A 20,637-nucleotide genomic window follows, 5' to 3' on the forward strand; every position below is an offset into this window, starting at 1 on the left:
ATAAATAATATTAAGCTTGGTGACCGCCAAGCAGACCGGCTCTTTCAATGGCGGTCCCACCTTTAGTCTTGGATGACGCCCGGACTAAAGCTTTGTAACCATATTTTTTTCGAATAATATCAATGGTGTGTTCCAACTTTTCTCTATCAATGGTGGTTTCGGGATCTTCAAATAAGCTGAAGTGAGTTGTCCGTTTTTGGGAAATTCGATTGCACCTGACGCCAACATTACGGATTGCACTGCCATCCCATTTTGTTTCCAGCAGATAATTGACGGCGTTGGTAATGCTTTGGGTCGAATCGGTGGGCTCAATATGCATTTGGGCAGAGAAATGGGTTCGACCCTGTTTGTCGATATTGGCCATTCCGATATAAATACTGACGACTTCTGCGACGACATTGTTTTTACGTAGTCGGGTCGCAACTTGATCGGCAATCTCGTCAAGAACGGTTTTGAGATCTACCAATTCGGTATAATCACGCATTAAGACCTGTGAGTTGCCGTAACCTTTATTATCAGACCGGGGAAGATACTTTTTTTCCAGGGTGGAATAGTCGATTCCCCAGGCATGGTAATAAAGCTGTTCACCCATAACGCCAAACTTTTGCTTTAATTTTTTGATATCGGCGTGGGCCAGTTCTTTGATCGAATAGATGCCCATATAGTTTAGTTTTGCTGCGGTGTGGCCGCCGATCCCCCACATATCGGCAAGACTTGGAATCTTCCAAATGGTTTCCGGAACGTCTTCGTAATGCCATTCCGCAATCCAAGGAGCTTTTTTCTTGGCAGCATTGTCCAGAGCCAATTTAGCCAAAAGTGGATTTTGACCGATGCCGACAGTAGTGACAATTCCGGTCTCTTTAAACACTTTTGCCTGAATCATTTTGGCAATTTGGACGTTGGAGCCGAATAGCTTGTGACTGTGACTGACGTCGATAAAACTTTCATCGATTGAGTAGGGGAACCAATGCTTATCATCGGTAAACTGTCGATAAATAAGATTGATTTTGTAATTAAGCTGAACGTAATCGGCCATGTGGGGCTCGACCATCTCGATGTCCATGTCGTCATTAATTTCAAAGCGCCGAGTGCCGAGCTTGACGCCGTAGTTCTGTTTGGTAAAGGGACTGGCAGCCAAAATAAGCCCACCGGCAGATTCTTCACGACTCATAACGGCGATTTTGGCGGAAAGGGGATGCTCACCGCGTTTAATTGCTTCGGTGGAAGCATAAAAAGACTTGCAGTCAATGCACATCACGTCGTGAACGGGTAAGATTTGTGGATTATCAAGAGGTGTTTTCATGAAGGATCACCTGCGATATTTATGGAGTAACTATATAATACGAACATTTGTTCGGAGTGTCAAGAAGAAATAGAGTGTGACAAGCAACGGGTGGTGCGGTGTGTAAGGGAAAGAAAATAGAAATCCCGATTCTGGATTTAAATTTTCTTTTCCTTACACGTTAGCACCAGTTGTGTCAGAGCACGTTTGGAAATAGAGTGTGACGAGCGCCAGTTGTGTCAGAGCACGTTTGAGAATAGAGTGTGACAAGCAACGGGGGTTGCCAACAAATCTTTGACCACAAAAAAAGCACCACCCCAGAGTTTTCCGCCTCCAGGAGTGGCACTTCAATTTCATTTTTATCAATTATCATTCATCTGATCAATGTTTCCGAAAATAATGGGTTTCCAATTTAAATGGGTAAATTAATCACCTGCAACTTTCAGGAATACGGCGCCGAGGCCTTTATCAAAAGTGGCTTTCCAGTTACCGTTGCTGAGAGATTCCGGCAGTAGGAAAGTGCCGCTTGAAACGCGTTGGCCTGCTTGAAGCGGCATGCCTTGTGATTCAAGCCTTTCGACCAGCCAGTGAAGTGATTTTAAGGGGTTACCCAACACTTCTGATGAAGCGCCATCTTTTAGTTTCTTACCATCACGGAATAGTTCACATTTAACTTTTGATAAATCATCAACGTTGTCAAACAGCAGGTCGGCGTCTTTTTCATCACCGTACACGACATAGCCACCAACAGCGGCATCCGACATGACCATATATTTTGACAGGCTTGGGAACCAATCGCTGAAACGTGAATCGGGAACCTCAACTGCTGGGGCAACTTTTGTCTTATGCATCAGATCTTCCAGGGAGTCTTTACTGCTTAAATCTTCCTTGGCCGTGAAAAGCATTTCGACTTCTGCCAGGGGTTCCATTAATTCACCACGATGAAGGGTCACCGGTGATTGGAGAAAATGACTCTTTACCTGAGCGCCATATAGTGGCGAATCAGAATCAAACATATCTTGAGTCTGCTTGCTGGTAAGAGAAACTTTATATCCACCAACATCTTCCTGTTTAAGATCGGTTAACCGCCGTTGAACCCGGTAAGCAGACTGCTCATCTTTGACGACACCATCAAAATCGGATTCCTTTAGTGGTTTATGAGTTTCGTATGCGTTAAATAATTTACTTGCCAATTCATTTTCTTTAGTTGTTAAATCCATCGTTACTTGTTCATCCATAAGCGATTCCTCCAAATATTTTATTTAGGATCCCCGCCGTTATGTACGGTGAGGACCAATCTGTGACGTGAAATAAACTATGTGTTGTTATGCCGATAGTACCGAGTTGATTAAAACTATGTGTTGAATCATGCAAAATCTGAATCTGACCAGGATTGTCATTGGAGCTGCTAATCACCGATTCCATAAGTCCTCACCACCTTAAAATGTTAATTAAATTCAAATAAAAAAGCGCCCTTCCAACTACCCACAAATGGATAGTTAAAAGGACGCTCATGCGCGGTACCACCTTAATTTGTAATTCTATTACTAGAATTACCTCACACGTACAGCTTTCGCGATACGCTGACACAATAATGGGTGCACCCAATGTAATCTACTCAATCTTTGATCACATAGCTCGGAGATGATAATCGTCTAATGTTGCAAATTGCTTCACACCAACCAGCAACTCTCTTATTGCAAGCACAAGATGACTTTTCTCTTCATCGCATTTTAATTTGAATTTAATGATTGTCATTAAATTACACCCTGTTGTTTAAATTGTCAACAGAAATTTTAAAATATTATTCTTTGTATGGATTTTCTCGAATGACTCTTGCTGGACTACCGGCAATAATCAGGTTGTCTCCAAATGATTTGGTGACTGTTGAATTGGCACCGACAATCACGTTGTTGCCAAGGGTTACGCCGGGAAGAATCACCGATCCCCCGCCAACCCAGACATCATTACCCAACGTTACCGGCTTGCCCATTCCGACAAAGTTTGCCCGCTTCTTGGGATCAAGGGGATGATAGGCGGCGTAAATTTGAACGTGGGGCGCCAACATGCAGTGATTACCGATCGTTACCGGTGCAATATCCAAGATGACGTTATCATAGTTGCAGATAAAATTGTCACCAACGTGAATATTGTAGCCAAAGTCACAGCGAAAGTTGGGCTGAACCCATGGATCTTTACCCACGGAGCCAAATAATTTACGGACCAGGGCATCCTTTTCCGCACTGGCAGTATCATCAAGCTCGTTCATCATTTTGCATAAACGACGGGCCTTGGTTTCGTCACTTGTTAATTCGGGGTCCATTACCAAATATGGATCACCGGCTAAAAATTTTTCTTTTTCAGTTGCCATATGAATATCCATCCTTTATTGTAAATTAACTCATATTATATCATTATTGGTCATTGCAAATGATTGAATCCGGCTACTTGTTGAGATAAAGAATAATTGAAATTGCTGATACCGGCAATTTCGGGTATGATAAGTGAAATATAGTTAAAGAAAATGACTCTCAGAACGTGAAAGGACGCAAACAATGAAAGCAGTTATTACAGTTATCGGACACGATCAAATCGGAATTGTCGCCAAGGTTTCACAACGGCTGGCAACTTTGAAAGTAAACATCACGGACATTTCGCAAACACTGATGCACGGCGACTTTACGATGATGCTGATGGGCGAATGGGATACTGACGATGTGAAGTTTGACGTCGTTAAACAGGGATTGTTGGATCTGGCCAAAGAAACCGGTCTGTCAATCAATATTCAACGTCAGGAATTATTTGATGCGATTCAAAAGCTGTAGGAGGTCGTCAAAATGGAAACCAAACAAATTTTAGATACCATTCAGATGATTTCTGAAGAAAAGCTGGATATTCGAACAATTACCATGGGAATTTCACTTTTCGACTGTATTGATAGTGATGGGGAAAAGGCTCGTCAAAAAATTTATGATAAATTGACAACCAGTGCCAAAGATCTGGTTCGGGTAGCCGACCAAATTGAATCCGAGTATGGCATTCCAATTGTCAATAAGCGAATCTCTGTTACCCCAATTTCAATGATTGCCGCAGCCTGTCATGATGACAATTACGTTGCCTATGCTCAGACCATGGAAAAAGCTGCTGAAGTCCTTGGAGTTGACCTCATTGGTGGCTTTTCCGCGTTGGTCCAAAAGGGCTACCAATCCGGTGACCACAAGTTGATTGAATCATTACCCGAAGCGCTTAGTGAAACCAAACGGGTTTGCGGGTCGGTCAACGTTGGCTCAACTTGTGCCGGGATTAACATGGATGCCGTCAAACAGATGGGTCAAGTTGTCAAAGAACTGTCTGAGATTGATCCGGTCAGTTGTATGAGCTTAGTGGTTTTTGCCAATGCGGTGGAAGATAATCCATTTATGGCTGGTGCGTTTCATGGCGTGGGCGAAGCTGACAAAGTTATTAACGTTGGAATTAGTGGCCCCGGAGTTGTTAAGCGGGCACTTGAGCAGGTCAAGGGTCAACCGATTGACACAGTTTCCGAAACAATTAAAAAGACGGCGTTTAAAGTGACCAGAATGGGCCAGTTCGTTGGCAACGTCGCCGCTAAAGCTTTGAATGTGCCCTTTGGAATTGTTGATCTTTCGTTGGCACCAACACCAAGTCAAGGTGATTCGGTAGCGGAAATTCTGGAAGAAATTGGTCTGCAAAGTGTTGGTGCTCCCGGTACGACTGCAGCTCTGGCACTTTTGAATGATGCCGTTAAAAAGGGTGGAGTTATGGCTTGCGAACACGTTGGTGGATTGTCCGGCGCATTTATCCCGGTTTCTGAAGACAGTGGGATGATTAAGGCTGTTGAACACGGCAATTTGAACTTGGAAAAGTTGGAAGCCATGACAGCAGTTTGCTCCGTTGGCTTGGATATGGTTGCCGTTCGAGGTGACACACCAGCAGAAACCATCAGTGGAATGATTGCCGATGAAGCAGCCATTGGTGTGATTAACAACAAGACAACGGCGGTCCGGGTTATTCCGGCTAAAGGTAAAAAAGTTGGCGAACAAATCGACTTTGGCGGTATCTTTGGGTCTGCTCCGGTGATGCCGGTCAATACAAACAGTCCTGCCAAATTCGTTTCTCGAGGTGGAAGGATTCCAGCGCCAATCCATTCATTTAAAAATTAAATTGACGATTAACACTTGTTAAGACGATACTAAAAAAAGGCGGTGATCCAAATCCTGATTGTGGATTTGAATAACTGTCCTTTTTCGTTGGGAATCGTTAGATGACAAGCAGAAACGATACTGCGCAATCCAACTTTGTTAAATCATTCTATAAATCTTTTTCAACCACCACACAAGGCACTCCGTCTTCATAAAACACGTCGGATGTGATCTGATATCCCAGGCGCTTATAAAAGTTAACGGCAGTCATTTCACTGTGAATTAAGGAGTGGGTAAAGCCCATCTTCTTCGCTTTATCCTCCAACGCACTGACGACCTTGCGGCCATACCCGTGTCCTCGAAATTGTTTTAAAGTTGCGACTCGGCCCACTTTTAAGGTGTGGTCATCATAGGTTTCAAAACGACAAGTTGCAGCCGGCACTTTGCCGTCAAAAAGAACTGCATAAACCATGTTATCTGAATCTTTGTCGTCAAATTCATCCGTAAAAGCAATTCCTCGTTCCAATACAAAGACTGACATTCGGATGTAAGCGGCGGCTGCCCGAGCGGGTTTGGAACTTTCCACAATTAATTTCATTATCTTCTCCTGTTAAAATAATCACTAAATTCGCTTAATAACTCTTAATTAATTATCAAATTAATGGTACCATAAAAGCCTATGATTCTTAATTATGAGAAAAAGCTGAAGATTTAGTTAAGTCTCTGTAAGTTGAACGCTTTTGCTAGATTGAATGGTGAAAAGTTCGTAAAATATGGATGTAGAAAGTTATAAAGGGGGTTGGCATTACCGATGTCACGTAAAGAGAAGTACGCTAAGAAGTCAAAAAAGAGGTTATTACCACGGATCTTAATTGGAATCGTGTTAATCTTTTTTGGCGGATTCATTGGCTCACACTTCTATTTTCAAAATCATTTTAAATTTACAAGAATTAATGACGTTGATGTTTCCGGCCTGACGGTTGCTCAAGCAACTAAGAAATTAAACACATCGCACATTGATGAAGATGGCAATTATTTAGTCGTTCGGGATTCCAAGATTAACGTGAATTCCAAGGATGTTCAGAAATTATTTAAGCACCGTAGTTCAATGAGTGCCATGACTTCCGCAAAATTGAGCGCCAAATCAGATGTTTCAACTAAACAGTTGAATTATCGTTTGAAGACTTTGTTACCAAAGTTTGAAAATCGGATTGATCAAATCAATACCGGTCGAAAGCAGACTGTTGATTCAAAGGTCATTTTGAAGGATGGTAAGATTGTTGTTAAGCCTGGCCAAAAGGGGAGCACCCTGGATAAAGCCAAAATGGTTCAATCATTTAAGAAACAGGCTCATTCCAGCTTATTGATTTCCGTTAAGATGAGTAAGGATGCTTACGTCAAGCCAAACAGTTCACAAATTGCCAAGCAAAAGAAACAGTTGGCAAAAGTTTTGGACAATACAGTTACACTGAATACGTATAACAAGACTTATAAATTTGTTGCCAAACGTTGGGTTGCCAATGGTTATCCAACTGCCAGCGGTCATTACAAATTTGATTCAGCTAAAGTTAAGAAGTGGGTTGCCAACTTCTCCAAGAAAGTGGATACCCTCGGAAAATCAGTTTGGATTACAACTCACCAAGGCAAGAAGGTTCGGGTCCATGCCGGTGGAACCTATGGATGGAAGGTTAACCAAAAGGCTTTGACTCGAAACATTGTTAAGTATCTTGGCCATTCCAGCTCGGTTACAATGAATTTGCGTCACTATGCAGTTGGTACCGGTTATGGTATTAAAGGATCCGGTAAGACTTATGTGGCTGTCGATTTACAACGGCTTCATGAGTATGTTTACAAGAATGGTAAGCTGATGGCTAATATTCCGATTATGTCCGGAACTATAACCGGCGGCAATCGAACTCCTCAAGGCGCCTTTTACATTATGTATAAGCAGCGTCATGCAACATTGAGAGGTAAGAACAGCGATGGTTCGAAGTATGCATCTCCAGTTAGCTACTGGGAGCCTTTGACGAATTCAGGGGTTGGGATGCATGATTCTCCATGGCAGCCTGCTTCGGTTTATGGAAACCCTAGCGCTCGGTCACAGTACCATTCACATGGATGCTTAAATAACCCACCTTCAAGAATGGATGAGGTTTGGAAGAACACTCATACATTGGAACCAGTATTTATTTATTACTAAAATTAAAGACGTTTGAATATAAAGCCGACTGTTTGCGATTTCCAGTAAACGGCCGGCTTTTTTGACGGTTATGGTAAGATAAAGGCACTTATCCAAAATGAGGTGAATCGTTGTGCATATCTATAAACAAATTGATTTTATGAATAATCGGAATTTGGTTTACGCTTTAAATGTAGCTGCCGTTATTGCCTTCATAATCTTTCTGTGGCTGTTTGGAGCAATTGCCGGGTCAGTTACCTTCAACTTTGATAAGACCTACTTTATTTGGCTTATCGTGGCCTTATTAGTGGTCTTCACTGTCCATGAGGTGATTCATGGATTCTTATATAAGTTGTTCGACCATCATGCGAAGATTAAGATTGGCTTCAAAAACGGGATTGTGTATGTTAATAGTCCAAAATCGTTGTATACCAAACGACAATTTGCCTGGATTGCTGCGACCCCATTTGTGGCGCTTTCATTAATTCTGATTGCAATGTACCTGATAAATTGGCTTCCGGGAGACCTCTTTTTGGGGATTGCTGCCTTGCAGGGTGCCGGAAGTGTTGCTGATTTTTATGTGTTGTATCGCGTCATTACCGCGCCGAAGTACTATTACGTTAGCGATACTGAAAATGGTATTAATATTTATTCTCAAAACTGAGTATAGTGGACAAAAATAAGGATGAAGGCATTGATCATTGCCCTCATCCTTTATTTTATTTTGAATTAGTCACTCACTAATATTTTGATTCCCAGGTACAGATTATAAATAAATATCCCTAAATCGACCAAAGCAACCAGGCCGATTAGTGCAATAAACAAGAATCCGGTATATTCGGCCTGTTTTGAGACCATTCCCATGACACCAACAACTAATAGTGTCAAAAGTGTCAGAACAACCGGAATCAGGTGCAGGACGAAGGCCTGTCGGGCAGTATCATGCATATCATCGTCATTATGATCGGTAACCAGCCAAACAATGAACGGGAAGATGAATGGTGCAAACATGATTGAGAGATATGAGAGTGCGTTAACAATTTTATTTTTTGACATAAGTGCCCCTTGAACTATTTCGAGTATGATTTGTAAACCGGAGAGCGAAAGAGGTCAACGTAAGCTTTTCCACCGGAGTAGTCTCGAAGAACTTTGATTCGTTGCTTTTCAACTGTCCGGTGGGTAATCCGCCAACCTTTGTCACTTTGGTATGCTTTCTTAGCATAAGCATTAAAGGTATATCGGCTGGTGCCTTTAATTTTAGCGACAGCTAATTTTCGATAGCCTTTCCAGCTTGATTTAAACAGGGTGTGCTTTTTGCCTTTATATTTTTGAGTAACCGAATACTTATTGACTTGTGTCAGGCAAAATTTCCCATTAACGTAGGAATACCAGTTGCCCCGCCAGCTGGTGGGGGTGGTGGTTCGGATCTTGCCAACTTTATAGTAAGTATCAGCGGCATGAACAGGTTGCGTATTTGAAACAATGGTGATGGTCAAACTCGCTGCAGCGGCTGCAGCAATTTTAAGTAAGGTATTCATTTAAAATCTCCTAAAAGGATACTAGCCAAACATGGGTTGTTTGACGACTACGTAACTAAGATTTCCAGGTTATATTCATGAACTATAACTTATGGCACATGGGGTTGTCAAATATTCAGCTGTCATGGAACTGCTCAAAATAGCGGTGGATAGGTGATCGCATGCGTTTATTCAAGTTGAAGAGAAACAAAAAAGGACCACAAACATTTTGTTTGTGGTCCTTTGACATCTGGATATGATTAATCTTTATTTTTAGTTCGACGAATTGGATGATCTTTTTCCTGTTGTTCAACAGATTTATCATACATCTTGTCTTTGACGTAAGGGTAAGTCCATTTAACCATTGCTGACATGATAATTGGTAATGTCAGAACAAGAATAATCAAACCAACGATTACCGTCATGGCAACCTGAATCAGTGTCAAAACATTTGATGGAATCAATGCGGCAAATGTTCCACCAAGGATGATGGCAGCTGAGATAACCACGGTTCCAATGATTGTGGCCGAATTCAAAATTCGACGACGGACATCTGGAATTGCGGCCGCGTCACCACGATACCTCATCATTAGGAAGATACTGTAATCGACTCCCAATGCGACCAGCATGATAAAGCTGAAGAATGGGGTGTTCCAAGTAAGCATGTCCTGGAACAGCAGATATCCTGACAACCACTTGGTGATTTGAAGAGCACCAAGGTAGGTGACAATCAAAGTACCGATAATGGTAATTGCCTGAACAAGGGATCGGGTTACGATCATTAAGGCTAAGCCAATTCCGACCAGCATAATGACAACGGTTCTGAAGAAGTCACCGTTAGCAATCTTTTGCAGGTCAGACGTTTGTGAACTTTGACCGCCAATTGCAACCTTGGCATTCTTTAAGCTCGTTCCCTTCATCTTGGCATTTACATCACGCGTAATGGTTCGAATGCGTTTTGCAGATTTTGTACTACTTGGATCTGAATTTAAGATGACAGTGATTTTGGTAACCTTACGATTCTTTGACATGAACGCATCAAGTGATGGGGTAAATGACGAACTCTTGATACTTGCTGCAGGCATGTAGAAGGTGTTGCCCATGTAAGATTTTTGCATTTCCTTGAGATATTGGTTAACAGTGTTTGTTCCGTTGGCAACTTGATCCAAACCGGAATTAGCAGATGTTAAGCCGGTTTGTAATTCCTGCATTTGGCTCTGCAGTTCCTTCATTTTAGAACTCAAAGTCTGAACGCCGGAATTAACTTGAGAACTGCCACTAGCAACGGTTTGAGCACCTGAAACCAATGAAGCGCTGTTGGAATTCAAACGGCTTGCACCACTGCTGATGCGGTTAAGACCGCTGGAGAATGGTGAGACCTGTGAATTCAAGCGACCAAGTCCGGAAGACAATTGGCTTGAACCTGATTGCAAAGCACGCATCCGAGCTCGGAGGGCTTTAAGCTTGGCGGTTTGACTCCTGACTTGGGAAATTCCCGTGTTAAGTCGTTGACTGCCGGAAGCTAGCCGACCGACACCGGATTGAAGTTGAGAGGTGCTGGAACTTAATTGTTGTGAACCACTTGCCAGGCTGCTGACACCAGCGGTGTAGGAAGTGACTCCCTGACTCAGCTGTTGGGCACCTGACTCAAGTTTACTTGCACCATCGGCAAGCTTTTCAACTTGAGCGATACTATCTGAAGTATTTGAACTGGCCAGCTTTTCGTTGGCACTCTTTAATCCTTTTTGAACTTTCTTGATTCCTTGGTTGGCTTCATTCAAGCCGGTTGTTAAACTTTCCAGTTGACTGCGTAAGTACAAGGAATCAATCTTGGTTCCACCCGGACGGGTAACTGAGGCAACGCTCTTAACGCCGGGTTCTGAATTCAAATAACCGGTTAATTGATCAATCTCAGCTAAATGTTCCTGAGTGTTCATTGGTTTTTTGTTTTGAATGTAAACCGTTGTTGGACCGGACATTCCGGCAGGGTAGTGATCTTGAATCACGTTATACCCGGCTTTTGATTGAACAGAGTTTGGTAATTCATCAGCGTTATTGAAGTTCAGCTTTTGAGTGCCGACAAGTAAAAGTGGTAATGCGGCAATAATCAAAATACCAACCATAATAAAACTGTGTGAGAGAGTGAATTTTGAAAGGAAGTTCCACAAGAAGCTGCGGTCATGAGCATCGAGATTCTTGCTTGGCCAAAATAGACGTTTACCAAGGGTGGACATGAAGAACATATTTAATGTCAATAAGACCATCAATAAGATGGCAACACCAACGGCAACGGCGACTCCTGAACGATAGAAGGAGAATTTAGCCAGAGACAGTGCAGCAAATCCGATTAAGACGGATGAACCACTGTATAAGATCGTTCTGCCGGCATGCCGTTGAGCAGTCCTGGCAGCCGTCGTGGCAGCTTCACCCTTTTTAATTTCTTCCTTAAATCTGTCATAAAGCAATATATTGTAATCGGTCCCGATTCCAAACAGAACCACCACAAGAAAGACTTGGGTAAAGTTGGAAATTGGGAAATTCCAACGTTCAGCCAAATTCATGACTAAATCAAGCGATAATAGATAGGAAACACCAACCGTTAATAATGAAATGACTGGAATTAAGAAGGATCGGAAAACGATAATCAGGACAATGAAAATAAAGATTGCCGCAATAATTTCAGTCTTTTGAAGTCCTTGTTCAGTGACAGTTGAGAAGTCTTCGTTCAAAATGTCACTACCAGTGACATAGGTTCTCAACCCGGGAGTTTTGATCTTATTTAAGATCTTGTCCGTTTGGCCCCGAACCTTATCCTTCTTTGGCACTGTAATCATCACCATCTGAGTGGTGTTATCTTTGGATTGCAGTTGCTGCTTGGCTGCTTCATTATCACTTGGAGCAGTTACAGAAGTGATATGTAATTCCGGATCATTTTTGATGGAATTAGTTGCATCTTGGATCTGAAGGGTTTGCTCGTCACTGAGTTTGCCGTGTTTGTTGTTAAACACCGCAATCAATGTCCGGACATTCTTGCCCCCCTCATATTTCTTTTCGATTGTATTCGCTACTTCACTTTGAACCGAAGAGGGAAGCTGGACAGCCCCCTTTTCGTGGACTAATTGGGAAATATTTGGAAGTGTAAACAGTGCAACCAATATTAATCCAATCCAAATGATCAGCGATAACATATGTTTTTCTTTGAACTTCTGCATTAAATTTCTTCCTTTCATTATCTAGTGATTGATATTATTCTCTTGTTTAAATTTAGACACTTGTATAAGCAACAATAAGATGATAAACTCAGCGTGGATATGACGCAAGGGACAGTTTGTTGCGTTAGTTCAAAATTAGACAAAATTCAATAATTGCAAAATCTGAGGCCTAAAAATGAAATATGATTTAACTAAAAAACCAACGCGTGGGGCACAACGAACCTTGGGATTATTTTCCAATACAATGTTCGAACTTCTTTCGGAAGAACCTTTCGAAAAAATCAGTGTCAATAAAATTTGTGATATCAGTAATTTTCCAAGAGCCACTTTTTATAATTATTTTGATGATAAGTTCGACCTGGTTGATTATTGCTGGTATGTAATTGCACAAGACATTGAAGTTGATAAAGTCACTAAGGTAAAATCCAATCAATCTCTGATTGTATACTTCGATCGCTTATACGACGTTTTTAAAAGCAATCAGCACTTATTGGATAACATTCTTCAGTACAATGATTTTTCCGGTCAATTGGTTAACAGCTTTATTAATTACTTTAAAGACAAGATGCAGGAAATATTGTCCAAGACCATTGATTATTCGAAAACCGGCCTGCCAGTTGAACTGATTGCCGATCATTGTAGTGAGACAGTCATTCTGGTGCTGAAATGGATCTTTTTAAAACATCATGATGCAAATAAACAGCTTGCCCATGAATATTTACAGAAACTGCTAAACCTCGATCAATTCATTTAGTAAACTTCGAGGCCAACAGTTCAATGTCTATATATTAACATGATCTCAGATCGGATGAACCGACCTTTCATGAAAAAACTGGGCGAAGCAACATCTATTATATCAAATTTACTGTTCATTTGTGAGTCAACTTGGAATGTGTTACCATGCTATTTAAACATCTAAATAGATGTTTGAAACATTCCATTTGATAAGGAAGTGACAGAATGGTACTAACTGGAGATGAAGCAGCTGCAACAAAGCAGGAGCTGCAGGGTAACTTCGATTTATCAGGAATTACTTTGCAAATGGCAGCAGTTGATTTAAAATCCACACCGGAACATATTCAAGATGTAATGAATTTAAAAAATTGTAGAATTGAAGAGCCTTGGGTGCTTCGAAACTACTTAATTAAAATAATTTTGTTTCAAGGAAAAGAACCTTACTCATTCTCTAAATTGATGGGCGATCCAAAACGATTCAGCTTCTTGAACGATCAGTTTATTGATCGTGGCAAGTTGGCTTAATTGACGGATCTTCAATTTCAAGAAAATAATCAAGAATATCAAATAGGTTAGGTTAGGGGGCAAAATGCAAAATAATTGCATTTTACCCCCTATTTTTGAAGGTGAATATTTTGAATGTTGAGCATTTTCGTCCAAACCCGGATGGCCCAGATGGGTTGCCCATCCAAGTCCAGCCGGCTTTATATAAAGCGTTCGATAAGGGGCAGTATGGTAACTATGATCTTGCCAATCGGCCAACCGATATGAAAATCAATTACATTGTCATTCATAATACTGAAACCAGCTATGAAGAGGCAATTCGGTTGTTTTCAACGCCGACGGCCACATCTGCAAACTACGTTGTCAGGTCCGTGGATGGGGCCGTCTCTGAAATGGTCCGGCCGCAAAATGTCGCTTGGCATGCCGGCAACTGGTACATAAATGCCCATTCAATCGGCATTGAGCATGAGGGTTATGCCAAGGATGGCCGAACTTGGTTTACTGAAAATATGTATCAAACGTCTGCCAACTTGGTCAAATATCTGGCGGCCAAGTACGATATTCCTTTGGATCGTCAGCATATCATCGGCCATGATAATGTGCCGGGGTTAACGCCAGCGGCACAAAAGGGGATGCACTGGGATCCGGGAACCTATTGGGACTGGCAGCATTATTTTGACCTGTTGGGAGCGGATTTAAAGCAAAATACCGGTGACGGCAGTTCAAGAATCATCACCATTACTCCCGACCCGAAAGCCAACCTCTTGCCGCAATGTGGCGAAAAAGTGACCGATAACGGCACTGAGTTACCCATCACCGGTTCCAACTTTGTTTACCTATATAAAGGACCTGCTTTTTCCGCCGGTCTTATCTCGGACAAAGACTTTTCTTCGAGACAAACCGGAACCTTTGAAGCTGATGACTGGAGTGATAAGGCAACCTATGGCCAACAGTTTTGTAAGCTTGGCGAAGAGGGCGACTGGACTGAAATTGACTATGGCGGTCAAAGTGCCTGGTTTTATAATCCTGGAGGAGCTAATTCAACCGATTCGAAAGGTCAACTTGTAAAATCTGTTGGATCAAAGGACGTCCCCATATATGGCTGTGCCTATCCGGACAATCAAATTCTGGAGAAAAACCAAGTATCAGGTGTCACGCCAACCACAATCTATCAAATTAAACCTGGACGGAAATATGTATATGGCGGAACCGTCAGGGGAGATTATTTCAACTCACACTTTGATTCGGCTGGAGATGGGAATGTTATTCAAGGGACAGAGGAATACTATCAGATTCAGTTTAATCACCGAATTGCTTTCATAAAAGCCGCAGATGCAGAGCTAAATTCAAGAACATCAATATCGTGAGTCCACCGTAAATTAGCGATGAACTCATTTTTGCTGCTCAAGTGTCATGAAATATGACATAGATAACTAGCCTAATTGCTTGTCCGAGCTTTAATTAGAGAAACGTATCATCTGCATGTCAGGTATTGGTATATGTCTAAGTATCCCGTTATTTTCAATTAACCATTGACATTTATAAAAATGGGTATATATTAATAAACGTAAACCGATGTTATAAAACATTACATGAAATGAGGGATTGAGAATGAGAATTGAAAAAGATTGTATCGGAGAAATGTTTGTACCGGATAATGTGTTGTACGGAATCCATTCACTACGGGCAAAGCACAACTTTCCGATCACTGATGAACGGGTAGATCACGCCATTATTCAAAGCTACTTACAAATTAAGAAGGCTGCCGCCCTTGCAAACGAAAAAGCAGGGACGCTGGACAAACAAAAAAGCGCCTTAATCATCTCTGCCTGCAATCAATTGTTATTCTCAAATGACTACAGTGCCTTTATCGTTCCTGCAATTCAGGGCGGGGCTGGGACTTCAACCAACATGAACGTGAATGAGGTGGTTGCCCAGTTGGCTATGCGGATAAGTGCCCAAGGCGGCAAGTCGGCCACAGAAATTAAGCCAAATGATGATGTGAACCAGTCACAGTCAACTAATGATACATATCCAACTGCTGGGAAAATGGCAATGCTAAAACGTTTGTCACCATTACTGACATCAATTCAAAAACTAGTTGACACTTTGTCTGATAAGGCCGAAGAATATCAATCTGCTATTAAAGTTGGTCGAACCCAGCTTCAAGATGCTGTTCCAACAACATTTGGCAAAACATTTTCAGCATATGCTTCCATGTTCAAACGAGATTTGGCTAGATTGAAGCATGCCGAAAAAGTCTTGTCACAAGTCAACCTTGGCGGGACTGCCATTGGAACCGGCATTAATGCAACCGAAGAATACGAAGCGGTCGTTGTTCCGGCGCTTAATCAATATTCCCATCTTTCATTACATCAGGCTGGTAACTTGATCGATGCCACTCAAAATAGTGATGCATTCGTGACAATTTCCGGTGCGATGAAGTCTTTGGCAGCTGATTTATCCAAATTCAGTAATGACCTTCGTCTTTTATCCAGCGGTCCTCAAGCCGGCCTCAACGAAATTGAATTGCCAAAGAAAGCCGCCGGTTCATCCATTATGCCTGGGAAGGTTAACCCGATTATTCCCGAGGTTGTTAACCAGGTTGCCTTTGAGACAATTGGCAACGATGTGACAGTTACCATGGCAGCTGAAAGCGGTCAGCTTGAATTGAACGCCTTTGAGCCGATCATGTTCAAAAGTATTTTAACCAGTGAGCAGCATTTGGCTCGGGCCATTGATACATTGGTTGACAATTGTGTCAGCGGAATTACCGTTAACACGGATTACTGCCGTGATGAGGTTGAACATTCTTCAATCGCCGCCACTGTTCTTTCACCACTGTTGGGTTATGAAAAGACAACCGCCCTTATTAAAGAGGCCCTTGCCACTAAGCAATCGGCTAAAGAAATTGTTAAACAAAAGGAACTCCTTCCCGATGCTTTGGTTGATAATCTATTTTCACCGGAAGTTTTAACCAATGTCAGCAAGGTTAAGGATGAACAATCCGTTGCCGGTTCAACTTTAAATTAATGATTTGTCATGGAAGTCAGCCCACAAAAGGCTGGCTTTTTTGCTTTCATGCATTTTCGGGAAAAGCCCCACTATTTTAAATAGCGATATAATTGAGTTGTCTAGACAACAGTTTGGGGTGATGCTTGTATGCAAAAAAATAAGTCAACGCTGATTGACGACTATGCCAAAGCGGATCCGACTCAGTTAATGGATCAATTTCACACTGGCAATGAAGGACTCTCGCAGGCAGAGGCTCAAAAGCGCTTGGAAAAGTATGGGGAGAACACGATTCGGCAAGCCAAACGGCAATCTGAGTTACTTGTATTTCTGGAAAATTTTACCTCACTCATGGCCATCTTACTTTGGGTGTCAGGTGTGATTGCAATATTTGCCGGGATGCTTGAACTTGGAATTGCCATTTGGGCAGTTAACGTGATTAACGGCTGTTTCTCATATTGGCAACAGCACGCTGCTCAAAAAGCGACCGATTCATTAAAAAAGATGCTGCCATCTTATGTTAAAGTTCATCGTGACGGTAAATCCCAGCAGATTAAAGTTGAACAGCTGGTACCGGGCGATGTGTTTGATATTCAGGCAGGTGATTCAGTTCCTGCCGATGCGCGGGTGTTTAACACTTCCAACCTGCAAGTTGATGAATCTTCTTTAACGGGTGAATCGGTGCCGGTTGAAAAAGTTGATGCCTATAAACATGGTGATGGTGAATTTGCCCAACAAAATATTATTTTTGCCGGGACCATTTGTACCAGTGGAACGGCATCAGCGATTGCACTGGCAACCGGGATGGATACCGAGTTCGGCCGGATTGCAAAGTTGACTGAATCTCAGAAGAAGACCATGTATCCGTTGGAGCGCGAGTTAAATCATTTGACCCGTCAATTAACGATCATTGCGCTTTTGATCGGAATTGCATTTTTCGTGTTGGCCATATTCTTTGTGAAGTATCCGGTAACCAAGTCATTTATCTTTGCGTTGGGGATGATTGTGGCCTTTATTCCTGAAGGCCTTTTACCAACGGTCACGCTGTCATTAGCCCAGGGAACGCAGCGGATGGCTAAGAAGCATGCTTTATTGAAGAATTTAAGCAGTGTTGAAACGCTTGGTCAAACAACGGTCATTTGTTCAGATAAGACCGGTACTTTGACTCAGAATCAAATGACAATCAATCATTTGTGGCTCTTGGGAAAACAATACGATGTGACTGGAACCGGTTATGTAACCAATGGCAAAATTCAGGTAAATGGGCAGGATGTTGATGTCGCCAATGAGCCTGATCTCAATAAATTACTGATAAATGCCACCATTAATAATGATACCGAAGTAAAAGAAGGCAAAGCAGGCGAGAAGTCCAAGATTTTGGGCACGCCTACTGAAGCTGGATTGGTGATTCTTTCTCGAAAAGCCGGGATCGATGCCAAAGCAGAACAAAAGCAGTTTCCACGTCTGAAAGAATTGCCGTTTGATTCCGGCCGAAAGCTCATGTCAGTCGTCACCAAAGATTCGGATGGCCAATTTGTCATTGATACCAAAGGTGCGTTGGGCAGTGAGTTGACTATTTGTGACCGAATTCTTGAAAATGGTCAAATCCGTTCGATCACTGATGACGACCGCGCAAAGATTGTACAAGCTAACGAGGATTATTCAAAGCAGGGGTTAAGAACCCTGGCCTTTTCGTATCGAATTGTGGATGATACTGATCCGCTGGCCCATCAATCAGTTGGCAACTTTACCACTGAGAATGCCGAAAAGCATATGGTCTTTGTCGGCCTTGCGATGATGTCTGATCCGCCACGTCCGGAAATCTTTGATGCGGTTAAGAACTGCAAACGGGCCAATATCCGGATCATTATGGTCACCGGCGACAGTCCGGTAACTGCTAAGAGTGTTGCCACCAAAATTGGCATTACATCTGATAAAGTCAGGGTGATTTCCGGTGATGAGTTGGATAAAATGTCTGATGCCGAACTTCAAGAAGCAGTGAAGCATGAAGTGATTTTTGCCCGGGTTGCTCCTGAGCATAAGTTCAGAATTGTTTCAATGTGCCAGAAGAATGGTGAAGTCGTCGCTTCAACCGGTGACGGCGTTAACGATGCCCCTGCGCTCAAACGGGCCGATATTGGTATTGCCATGGGTGTTACTGGAACCGACGTTGCCAAGGACGCAGCTGATATGATTTTGACCGATGACAACTTTGCTTCTATTGTGAGTGCAATTGAAGAGGGGCGGACCGTTTACAGTAATTTACAAAAGTTCTTACTATATATTTTGACGAGTAACGTTCCTGAAGCTGCACCATCAGTGATCTTTCTGCTGACCCGTGGATTGGTCCCATTGCCATTAACTGTTATGCAAATTTTGACGGTTGATTTGGGAACTGATTTGCTGCCTGCTTTGGGCCTTGGAACTGAAAAAACCGAACCAGGGATTATGGATCAGCCACCACGTCCCTTGAACAGTCACTTGCTGAATAAGTCGATTATTTGGAAAGCCTTTGGTTGGTATGGCTTAATTGCTTCCGTTATTTCAACATGTGCCTACTTCTTCGTCAACCACGTTAACGGCTGGCCAAACATTCCATTGGCACCGTCAGGACAGGTTTACGCTGAAGCCACTACGATCACTTTGGGAGCAATTGTCTTTTCACAAATTGCCGCAGCAATGAACTGTCGAACCCAAATTTCTTCAGTATTTTCGATCGGTTTGTTTAGCAACCATCGAATCCTATTGGGAATTGGTGTTGAAATCGTCTTAATTGCCTTGCTGATGTATGTGCCATTTCTTCAAGGCGTCTTTAATACAGGACCGTTGAATGTTTCAGAATGGATCTTTCTCTTCTGTATTCCAGTGCCGCTGTTCTTGATTGAAGAATTCCGAAAGCTGATTGTTCGAAAAATCAAAGCTCATCGGCAACACGCCTAAAAAAGATCAATATAGTCATCCAGCTCATTATGAACTGGATGGCTTTTTATTGTTGCAAATGCAACAAAAACATTGTAAGATATTTGTAAATATGAACAATGAGGAGGTCAAATGGGTGACAGAAATTTTAAAACCAATTGGGGTCATCGCTCGTGCGCTGGACTCGATTGCCAACGTTGAATTTAAAAAGTTCGATTTAACAAAAGGCCAATACCTCTATTTGGTGAGGGTGGGTGAAAACCCCGGGATCATCCAGGAACATGTGGCTGAAATGATAAAAGTTGACCGAACGACGGCAGCCCGATCAGTTCAAAAATTGGAAACAAAAGGGCTGATTACCCGGCTGCCGGATGAAAAGAACAAGAAAATCAAACGATTGTACTTGAGTGACCAAGGCAAAAAAGTGTTTCCCATTATTGAACGAGAAAATGTTTATTCAAATCAAATTGCGTTGGAATCTTTATCCGAGGACCAGGCGACTGAGTTGGAACGATTGCTGAAGATTGTGAGTCAAAATATTGATAAGAATTGGCATTACGTGAAGAAAGGCAATCAGCGACATTATTAGGAGGAGATTGTGACAACGATTATTACTAAATGTACAATTTCAGATTTGCCGGAACTGCAGAAGATCAGCGGGGAAACATTTGCTGACACGTTTGGACCATTCAATTCTCCAGAGAATGTGAAAAAGTATATTCAAAAGTCATACAGCGAAGAACAGTTAATCAACGAATTGACAGACCCCCAATCCCAATTTTTCTTCATCAAAGTTAATAATCGGTCTGCCGGCTATCTCAAAGTCAACGTGGGGGATGTCCAGACTGAGAACATGGGATCGGATGGTTTGGAAATTCAGCGGATTTATATTCGCTCACAATACAAGCATCAAGGCTTGGGTAGTCAATTGCTGAGAAAAGGAATTGGAATTGCCAGAGAACTACATAAGTCCTTTGTGTGGCTTGGTGTCTGGGAAAATAATCACGATGCACTAAAGTTCTATCAAAAGTTTGGCTTTAATCAGTATTCTGATCACATATTTACGCTCGGTGGTAGTGAGCAGCGAGATTTAATTATGAAAAAAATGATTAACTAA

At 42.1% G+C, this 20,637-nt stretch carries 18 protein-coding genes and 1 other annotated feature; of the genes, 11 read left to right on the forward strand and 7 right to left on the reverse strand.

Annotated features, from left to right (window positions below; translation table 11 throughout):
• Window positions 1–10: 10 nt before the first annotated feature.
• From LKE01_RS06365 to LKE01_RS06375, 3 genes are all read right to left on the reverse strand, one after another.
• Entirely contained in the window at window positions 11–1,303 is a 1,293-nt protein-coding gene (locus tag LKE01_RS06365; RefSeq protein ID WP_056982353.1) for a Y-family DNA polymerase, read from the reverse strand.
• Between the two features lie 404 nt (window positions 1,304–1,707).
• The gene (locus tag LKE01_RS06370) at window positions 1,708–2,520 is read right to left on the reverse strand and encodes a 2-keto-4-pentenoate hydratase (RefSeq protein WP_056982350.1); all 813 of its coding nucleotides are present in this window, start codon (window positions 2,518–2,520) and stop codon (window positions 1,708–1,710) included.
• A gap of 262 nt (window positions 2,521–2,782) precedes the next feature.
• Window positions 2,783–3,018 (reverse strand) — a binding site (T-box leader).
• Window positions 3,019–3,086: 68 nt separating this feature from the next.
• Complete coding sequence (locus LKE01_RS06375; protein WP_056982347.1) at window positions 3,087–3,653, reverse strand: sugar O-acetyltransferase; 567 nt, start codon at window positions 3,651–3,653, stop codon at window positions 3,087–3,089.
• Between the two features lie 184 nt (window positions 3,654–3,837).
• Here LKE01_RS06375 and LKE01_RS06380 point away from each other — a divergent pair, with 184 nt between their 5' ends.
• A complete protein-coding gene (locus LKE01_RS06380) occupies window positions 3,838–4,107 on the forward strand; it encodes an ACT domain-containing protein (protein ID WP_054769245.1) in 270 nt (89 codons plus the stop codon).
• 12 nt (window positions 4,108–4,119) lie between these two features.
• Complete coding sequence (locus LKE01_RS06385) at window positions 4,120–5,463, forward strand: PFL family protein (RefSeq protein WP_056982345.1); 1,344 nt, start codon at window positions 4,120–4,122, stop codon at window positions 5,461–5,463.
• Window positions 5,464–5,611: 148 nt separating this feature from the next.
• Here the strand turns inward: LKE01_RS06385 and LKE01_RS06390 are convergent, their stop codons facing one another.
• A complete protein-coding gene (locus tag LKE01_RS06390; protein ID WP_054769246.1) occupies window positions 5,612–6,040 on the reverse strand; it encodes a GNAT family N-acetyltransferase in 429 nt (142 codons plus the stop codon).
• Between the two features lie 213 nt (window positions 6,041–6,253).
• On the opposite strand from LKE01_RS06390, the gene LKE01_RS06395 reads away from it, so the two are divergent.
• Together LKE01_RS06395 and LKE01_RS06400 are read left to right on the forward strand one after the other, a co-directional pair.
• A complete protein-coding gene (locus LKE01_RS06395) occupies window positions 6,254–7,642 on the forward strand; it encodes a L,D-transpeptidase family protein (RefSeq protein ID WP_056982343.1) in 1,389 nt (462 codons plus the stop codon).
• A 112-nt stretch (window positions 7,643–7,754) separates the two neighbouring features.
• Window positions 7,755–8,285, forward strand: a complete 531-nt coding sequence (locus LKE01_RS06400) for a DUF3267 domain-containing protein (RefSeq protein WP_056982341.1) — start codon at window positions 7,755–7,757, stop codon at window positions 8,283–8,285.
• Window positions 8,286–8,350: 65 nt separating this feature from the next.
• Here LKE01_RS06400 and LKE01_RS06405 read toward each other — a convergent pair whose 3' ends face one another.
• The 3 genes from LKE01_RS06405 to LKE01_RS06415 all read right to left on the reverse strand — a co-directional run bounded on the left by LKE01_RS06405 (window position 8,351) and on the right by LKE01_RS06415 (window position 12,350).
• Window positions 8,351–8,677 carry a magnetosome magnetite crystal formation protein family gene (locus LKE01_RS06405; protein ID WP_056982339.1) on the reverse strand — a complete coding sequence of 109 codons (327 nt, stop codon included), beginning with the start codon at window positions 8,675–8,677 and terminating at the stop codon, window positions 8,351–8,353.
• A 14-nt stretch (window positions 8,678–8,691) separates the two neighbouring features.
• Window positions 8,692–9,159: a hypothetical protein gene (locus LKE01_RS06410; RefSeq protein ID WP_054769248.1), complete on the reverse strand. Its 468-nt coding sequence runs from the start codon at window positions 9,157–9,159 to the stop codon at window positions 8,692–8,694.
• A gap of 239 nt (window positions 9,160–9,398) precedes the next feature.
• Complete coding sequence (locus tag LKE01_RS06415) at window positions 9,399–12,350, reverse strand: MMPL family transporter (RefSeq protein WP_056982336.1); 2,952 nt, start codon at window positions 12,348–12,350, stop codon at window positions 9,399–9,401.
• Window positions 12,351–12,525: 175 nt separating this feature from the next.
• Here LKE01_RS06415 and LKE01_RS06420 point away from each other — a divergent pair, with 175 nt between their 5' ends.
• From LKE01_RS06420 to LKE01_RS06450, 7 genes are all read left to right on the forward strand, one after another.
• Complete coding sequence (locus LKE01_RS06420; RefSeq protein ID WP_056982334.1) at window positions 12,526–13,104, forward strand: TetR/AcrR family transcriptional regulator; 579 nt, start codon at window positions 12,526–12,528, stop codon at window positions 13,102–13,104.
• Between the two features lie 206 nt (window positions 13,105–13,310).
• Window positions 13,311–13,610 carry a DUF2316 family protein gene (locus LKE01_RS06425; protein WP_054769249.1) on the forward strand — a complete coding sequence of 100 codons (300 nt, stop codon included), beginning with the start codon at window positions 13,311–13,313 and terminating at the stop codon, window positions 13,608–13,610.
• Window positions 13,611–13,720: 110 nt separating this feature from the next.
• Window positions 13,721–14,956, forward strand: coding sequence for an N-acetylmuramoyl-L-alanine amidase (locus tag LKE01_RS06430; protein WP_225364679.1), 1,236 nt, complete (start codon window positions 13,721–13,723; stop codon window positions 14,954–14,956).
• 244 nt (window positions 14,957–15,200) lie between these two features.
• A complete protein-coding gene (locus LKE01_RS06435; RefSeq protein WP_056982332.1) occupies window positions 15,201–16,622 on the forward strand; it encodes an aspartate ammonia-lyase in 1,422 nt (473 codons plus the stop codon).
• Between the two features lie 129 nt (window positions 16,623–16,751).
• Entirely contained in the window at window positions 16,752–19,541 is a 2,790-nt protein-coding gene (locus tag LKE01_RS06440) for a cation-translocating P-type ATPase (RefSeq protein WP_056982330.1), read from the forward strand.
• A 115-nt stretch (window positions 19,542–19,656) separates the two neighbouring features.
• Window positions 19,657–20,109, forward strand: coding sequence for a MarR family winged helix-turn-helix transcriptional regulator (locus LKE01_RS06445; RefSeq protein WP_056982329.1), 453 nt, complete (start codon window positions 19,657–19,659; stop codon window positions 20,107–20,109).
• A gap of 9 nt (window positions 20,110–20,118) precedes the next feature.
• Window positions 20,119–20,637 (forward strand): GNAT family N-acetyltransferase, encoded by a 519-nt coding sequence (locus tag LKE01_RS06450; protein WP_225426937.1) that lies wholly within the window; start codon window positions 20,119–20,121, stop codon window positions 20,635–20,637.

The sequence above is a fragment of the Lentilactobacillus kefiri genome (genome assembly GCF_007989105.1).
Classification (GTDB): Bacteria; Bacillota; Bacilli; order Lactobacillales; family Lactobacillaceae; genus Lentilactobacillus; species Lentilactobacillus kefiri.

What these genes read in the sequence shown, in the direction of transcription:
- LKE01_RS06370 (WP_056982350.1), bottom strand. Translation starts at nt 2,520, where the DNA reads ATGGATGAACAAGTAACGATGGATTTAACAACTAAAGAAAATGAATTG.
- LKE01_RS06420 (WP_056982334.1), top strand. Translation starts at nt 12,526, where the DNA reads ATGAAATATGATTTAACTAAAAAACCAACGCGTGGGGCACAACGAACC.
- LKE01_RS06440 (WP_056982330.1), top strand. Translation starts at nt 16,752, where the DNA reads ATGCAAAAAAATAAGTCAACGCTGATTGACGACTATGCCAAAGCGGAT.
- LKE01_RS06390 (WP_054769246.1), bottom strand. Translation starts at nt 6,040, where the DNA reads ATGAAATTAATTGTGGAAAGTTCCAAACCCGCTCGGGCAGCCGCCGCT.
- LKE01_RS06375 (WP_056982347.1), bottom strand. Translation starts at nt 3,653, where the DNA reads ATGGCAACTGAAAAAGAAAAATTTTTAGCCGGTGATCCATATTTGGTA.
- LKE01_RS06385 (WP_056982345.1), top strand. Translation starts at nt 4,120, where the DNA reads ATGGAAACCAAACAAATTTTAGATACCATTCAGATGATTTCTGAAGAA.
- LKE01_RS06435 (WP_056982332.1), top strand. Translation starts at nt 15,201, where the DNA reads ATGAGAATTGAAAAAGATTGTATCGGAGAAATGTTTGTACCGGATAAT.
- LKE01_RS06380 (WP_054769245.1), top strand. Translation starts at nt 3,838, where the DNA reads ATGAAAGCAGTTATTACAGTTATCGGACACGATCAAATCGGAATTGTC.
- LKE01_RS06365 (WP_056982353.1), bottom strand. Translation starts at nt 1,303, where the DNA reads ATGAAAACACCTCTTGATAATCCACAAATCTTACCCGTTCACGACGTG.
- LKE01_RS06405 (WP_056982339.1), bottom strand. Translation starts at nt 8,677, where the DNA reads ATGTCAAAAAATAAAATTGTTAACGCACTCTCATATCTCTCAATCATG.
- LKE01_RS06415 (WP_056982336.1), bottom strand. Translation starts at nt 12,350, where the DNA reads ATGCAGAAGTTCAAAGAAAAACATATGTTATCGCTGATCATTTGGATT.
- LKE01_RS06425 (WP_054769249.1), top strand. Translation starts at nt 13,311, where the DNA reads ATGGTACTAACTGGAGATGAAGCAGCTGCAACAAAGCAGGAGCTGCAG.
- LKE01_RS06395 (WP_056982343.1), top strand. Translation starts at nt 6,254, where the DNA reads ATGTCACGTAAAGAGAAGTACGCTAAGAAGTCAAAAAAGAGGTTATTA.
- LKE01_RS06410 (WP_054769248.1), bottom strand. Translation starts at nt 9,159, where the DNA reads ATGAATACCTTACTTAAAATTGCTGCAGCCGCTGCAGCGAGTTTGACC.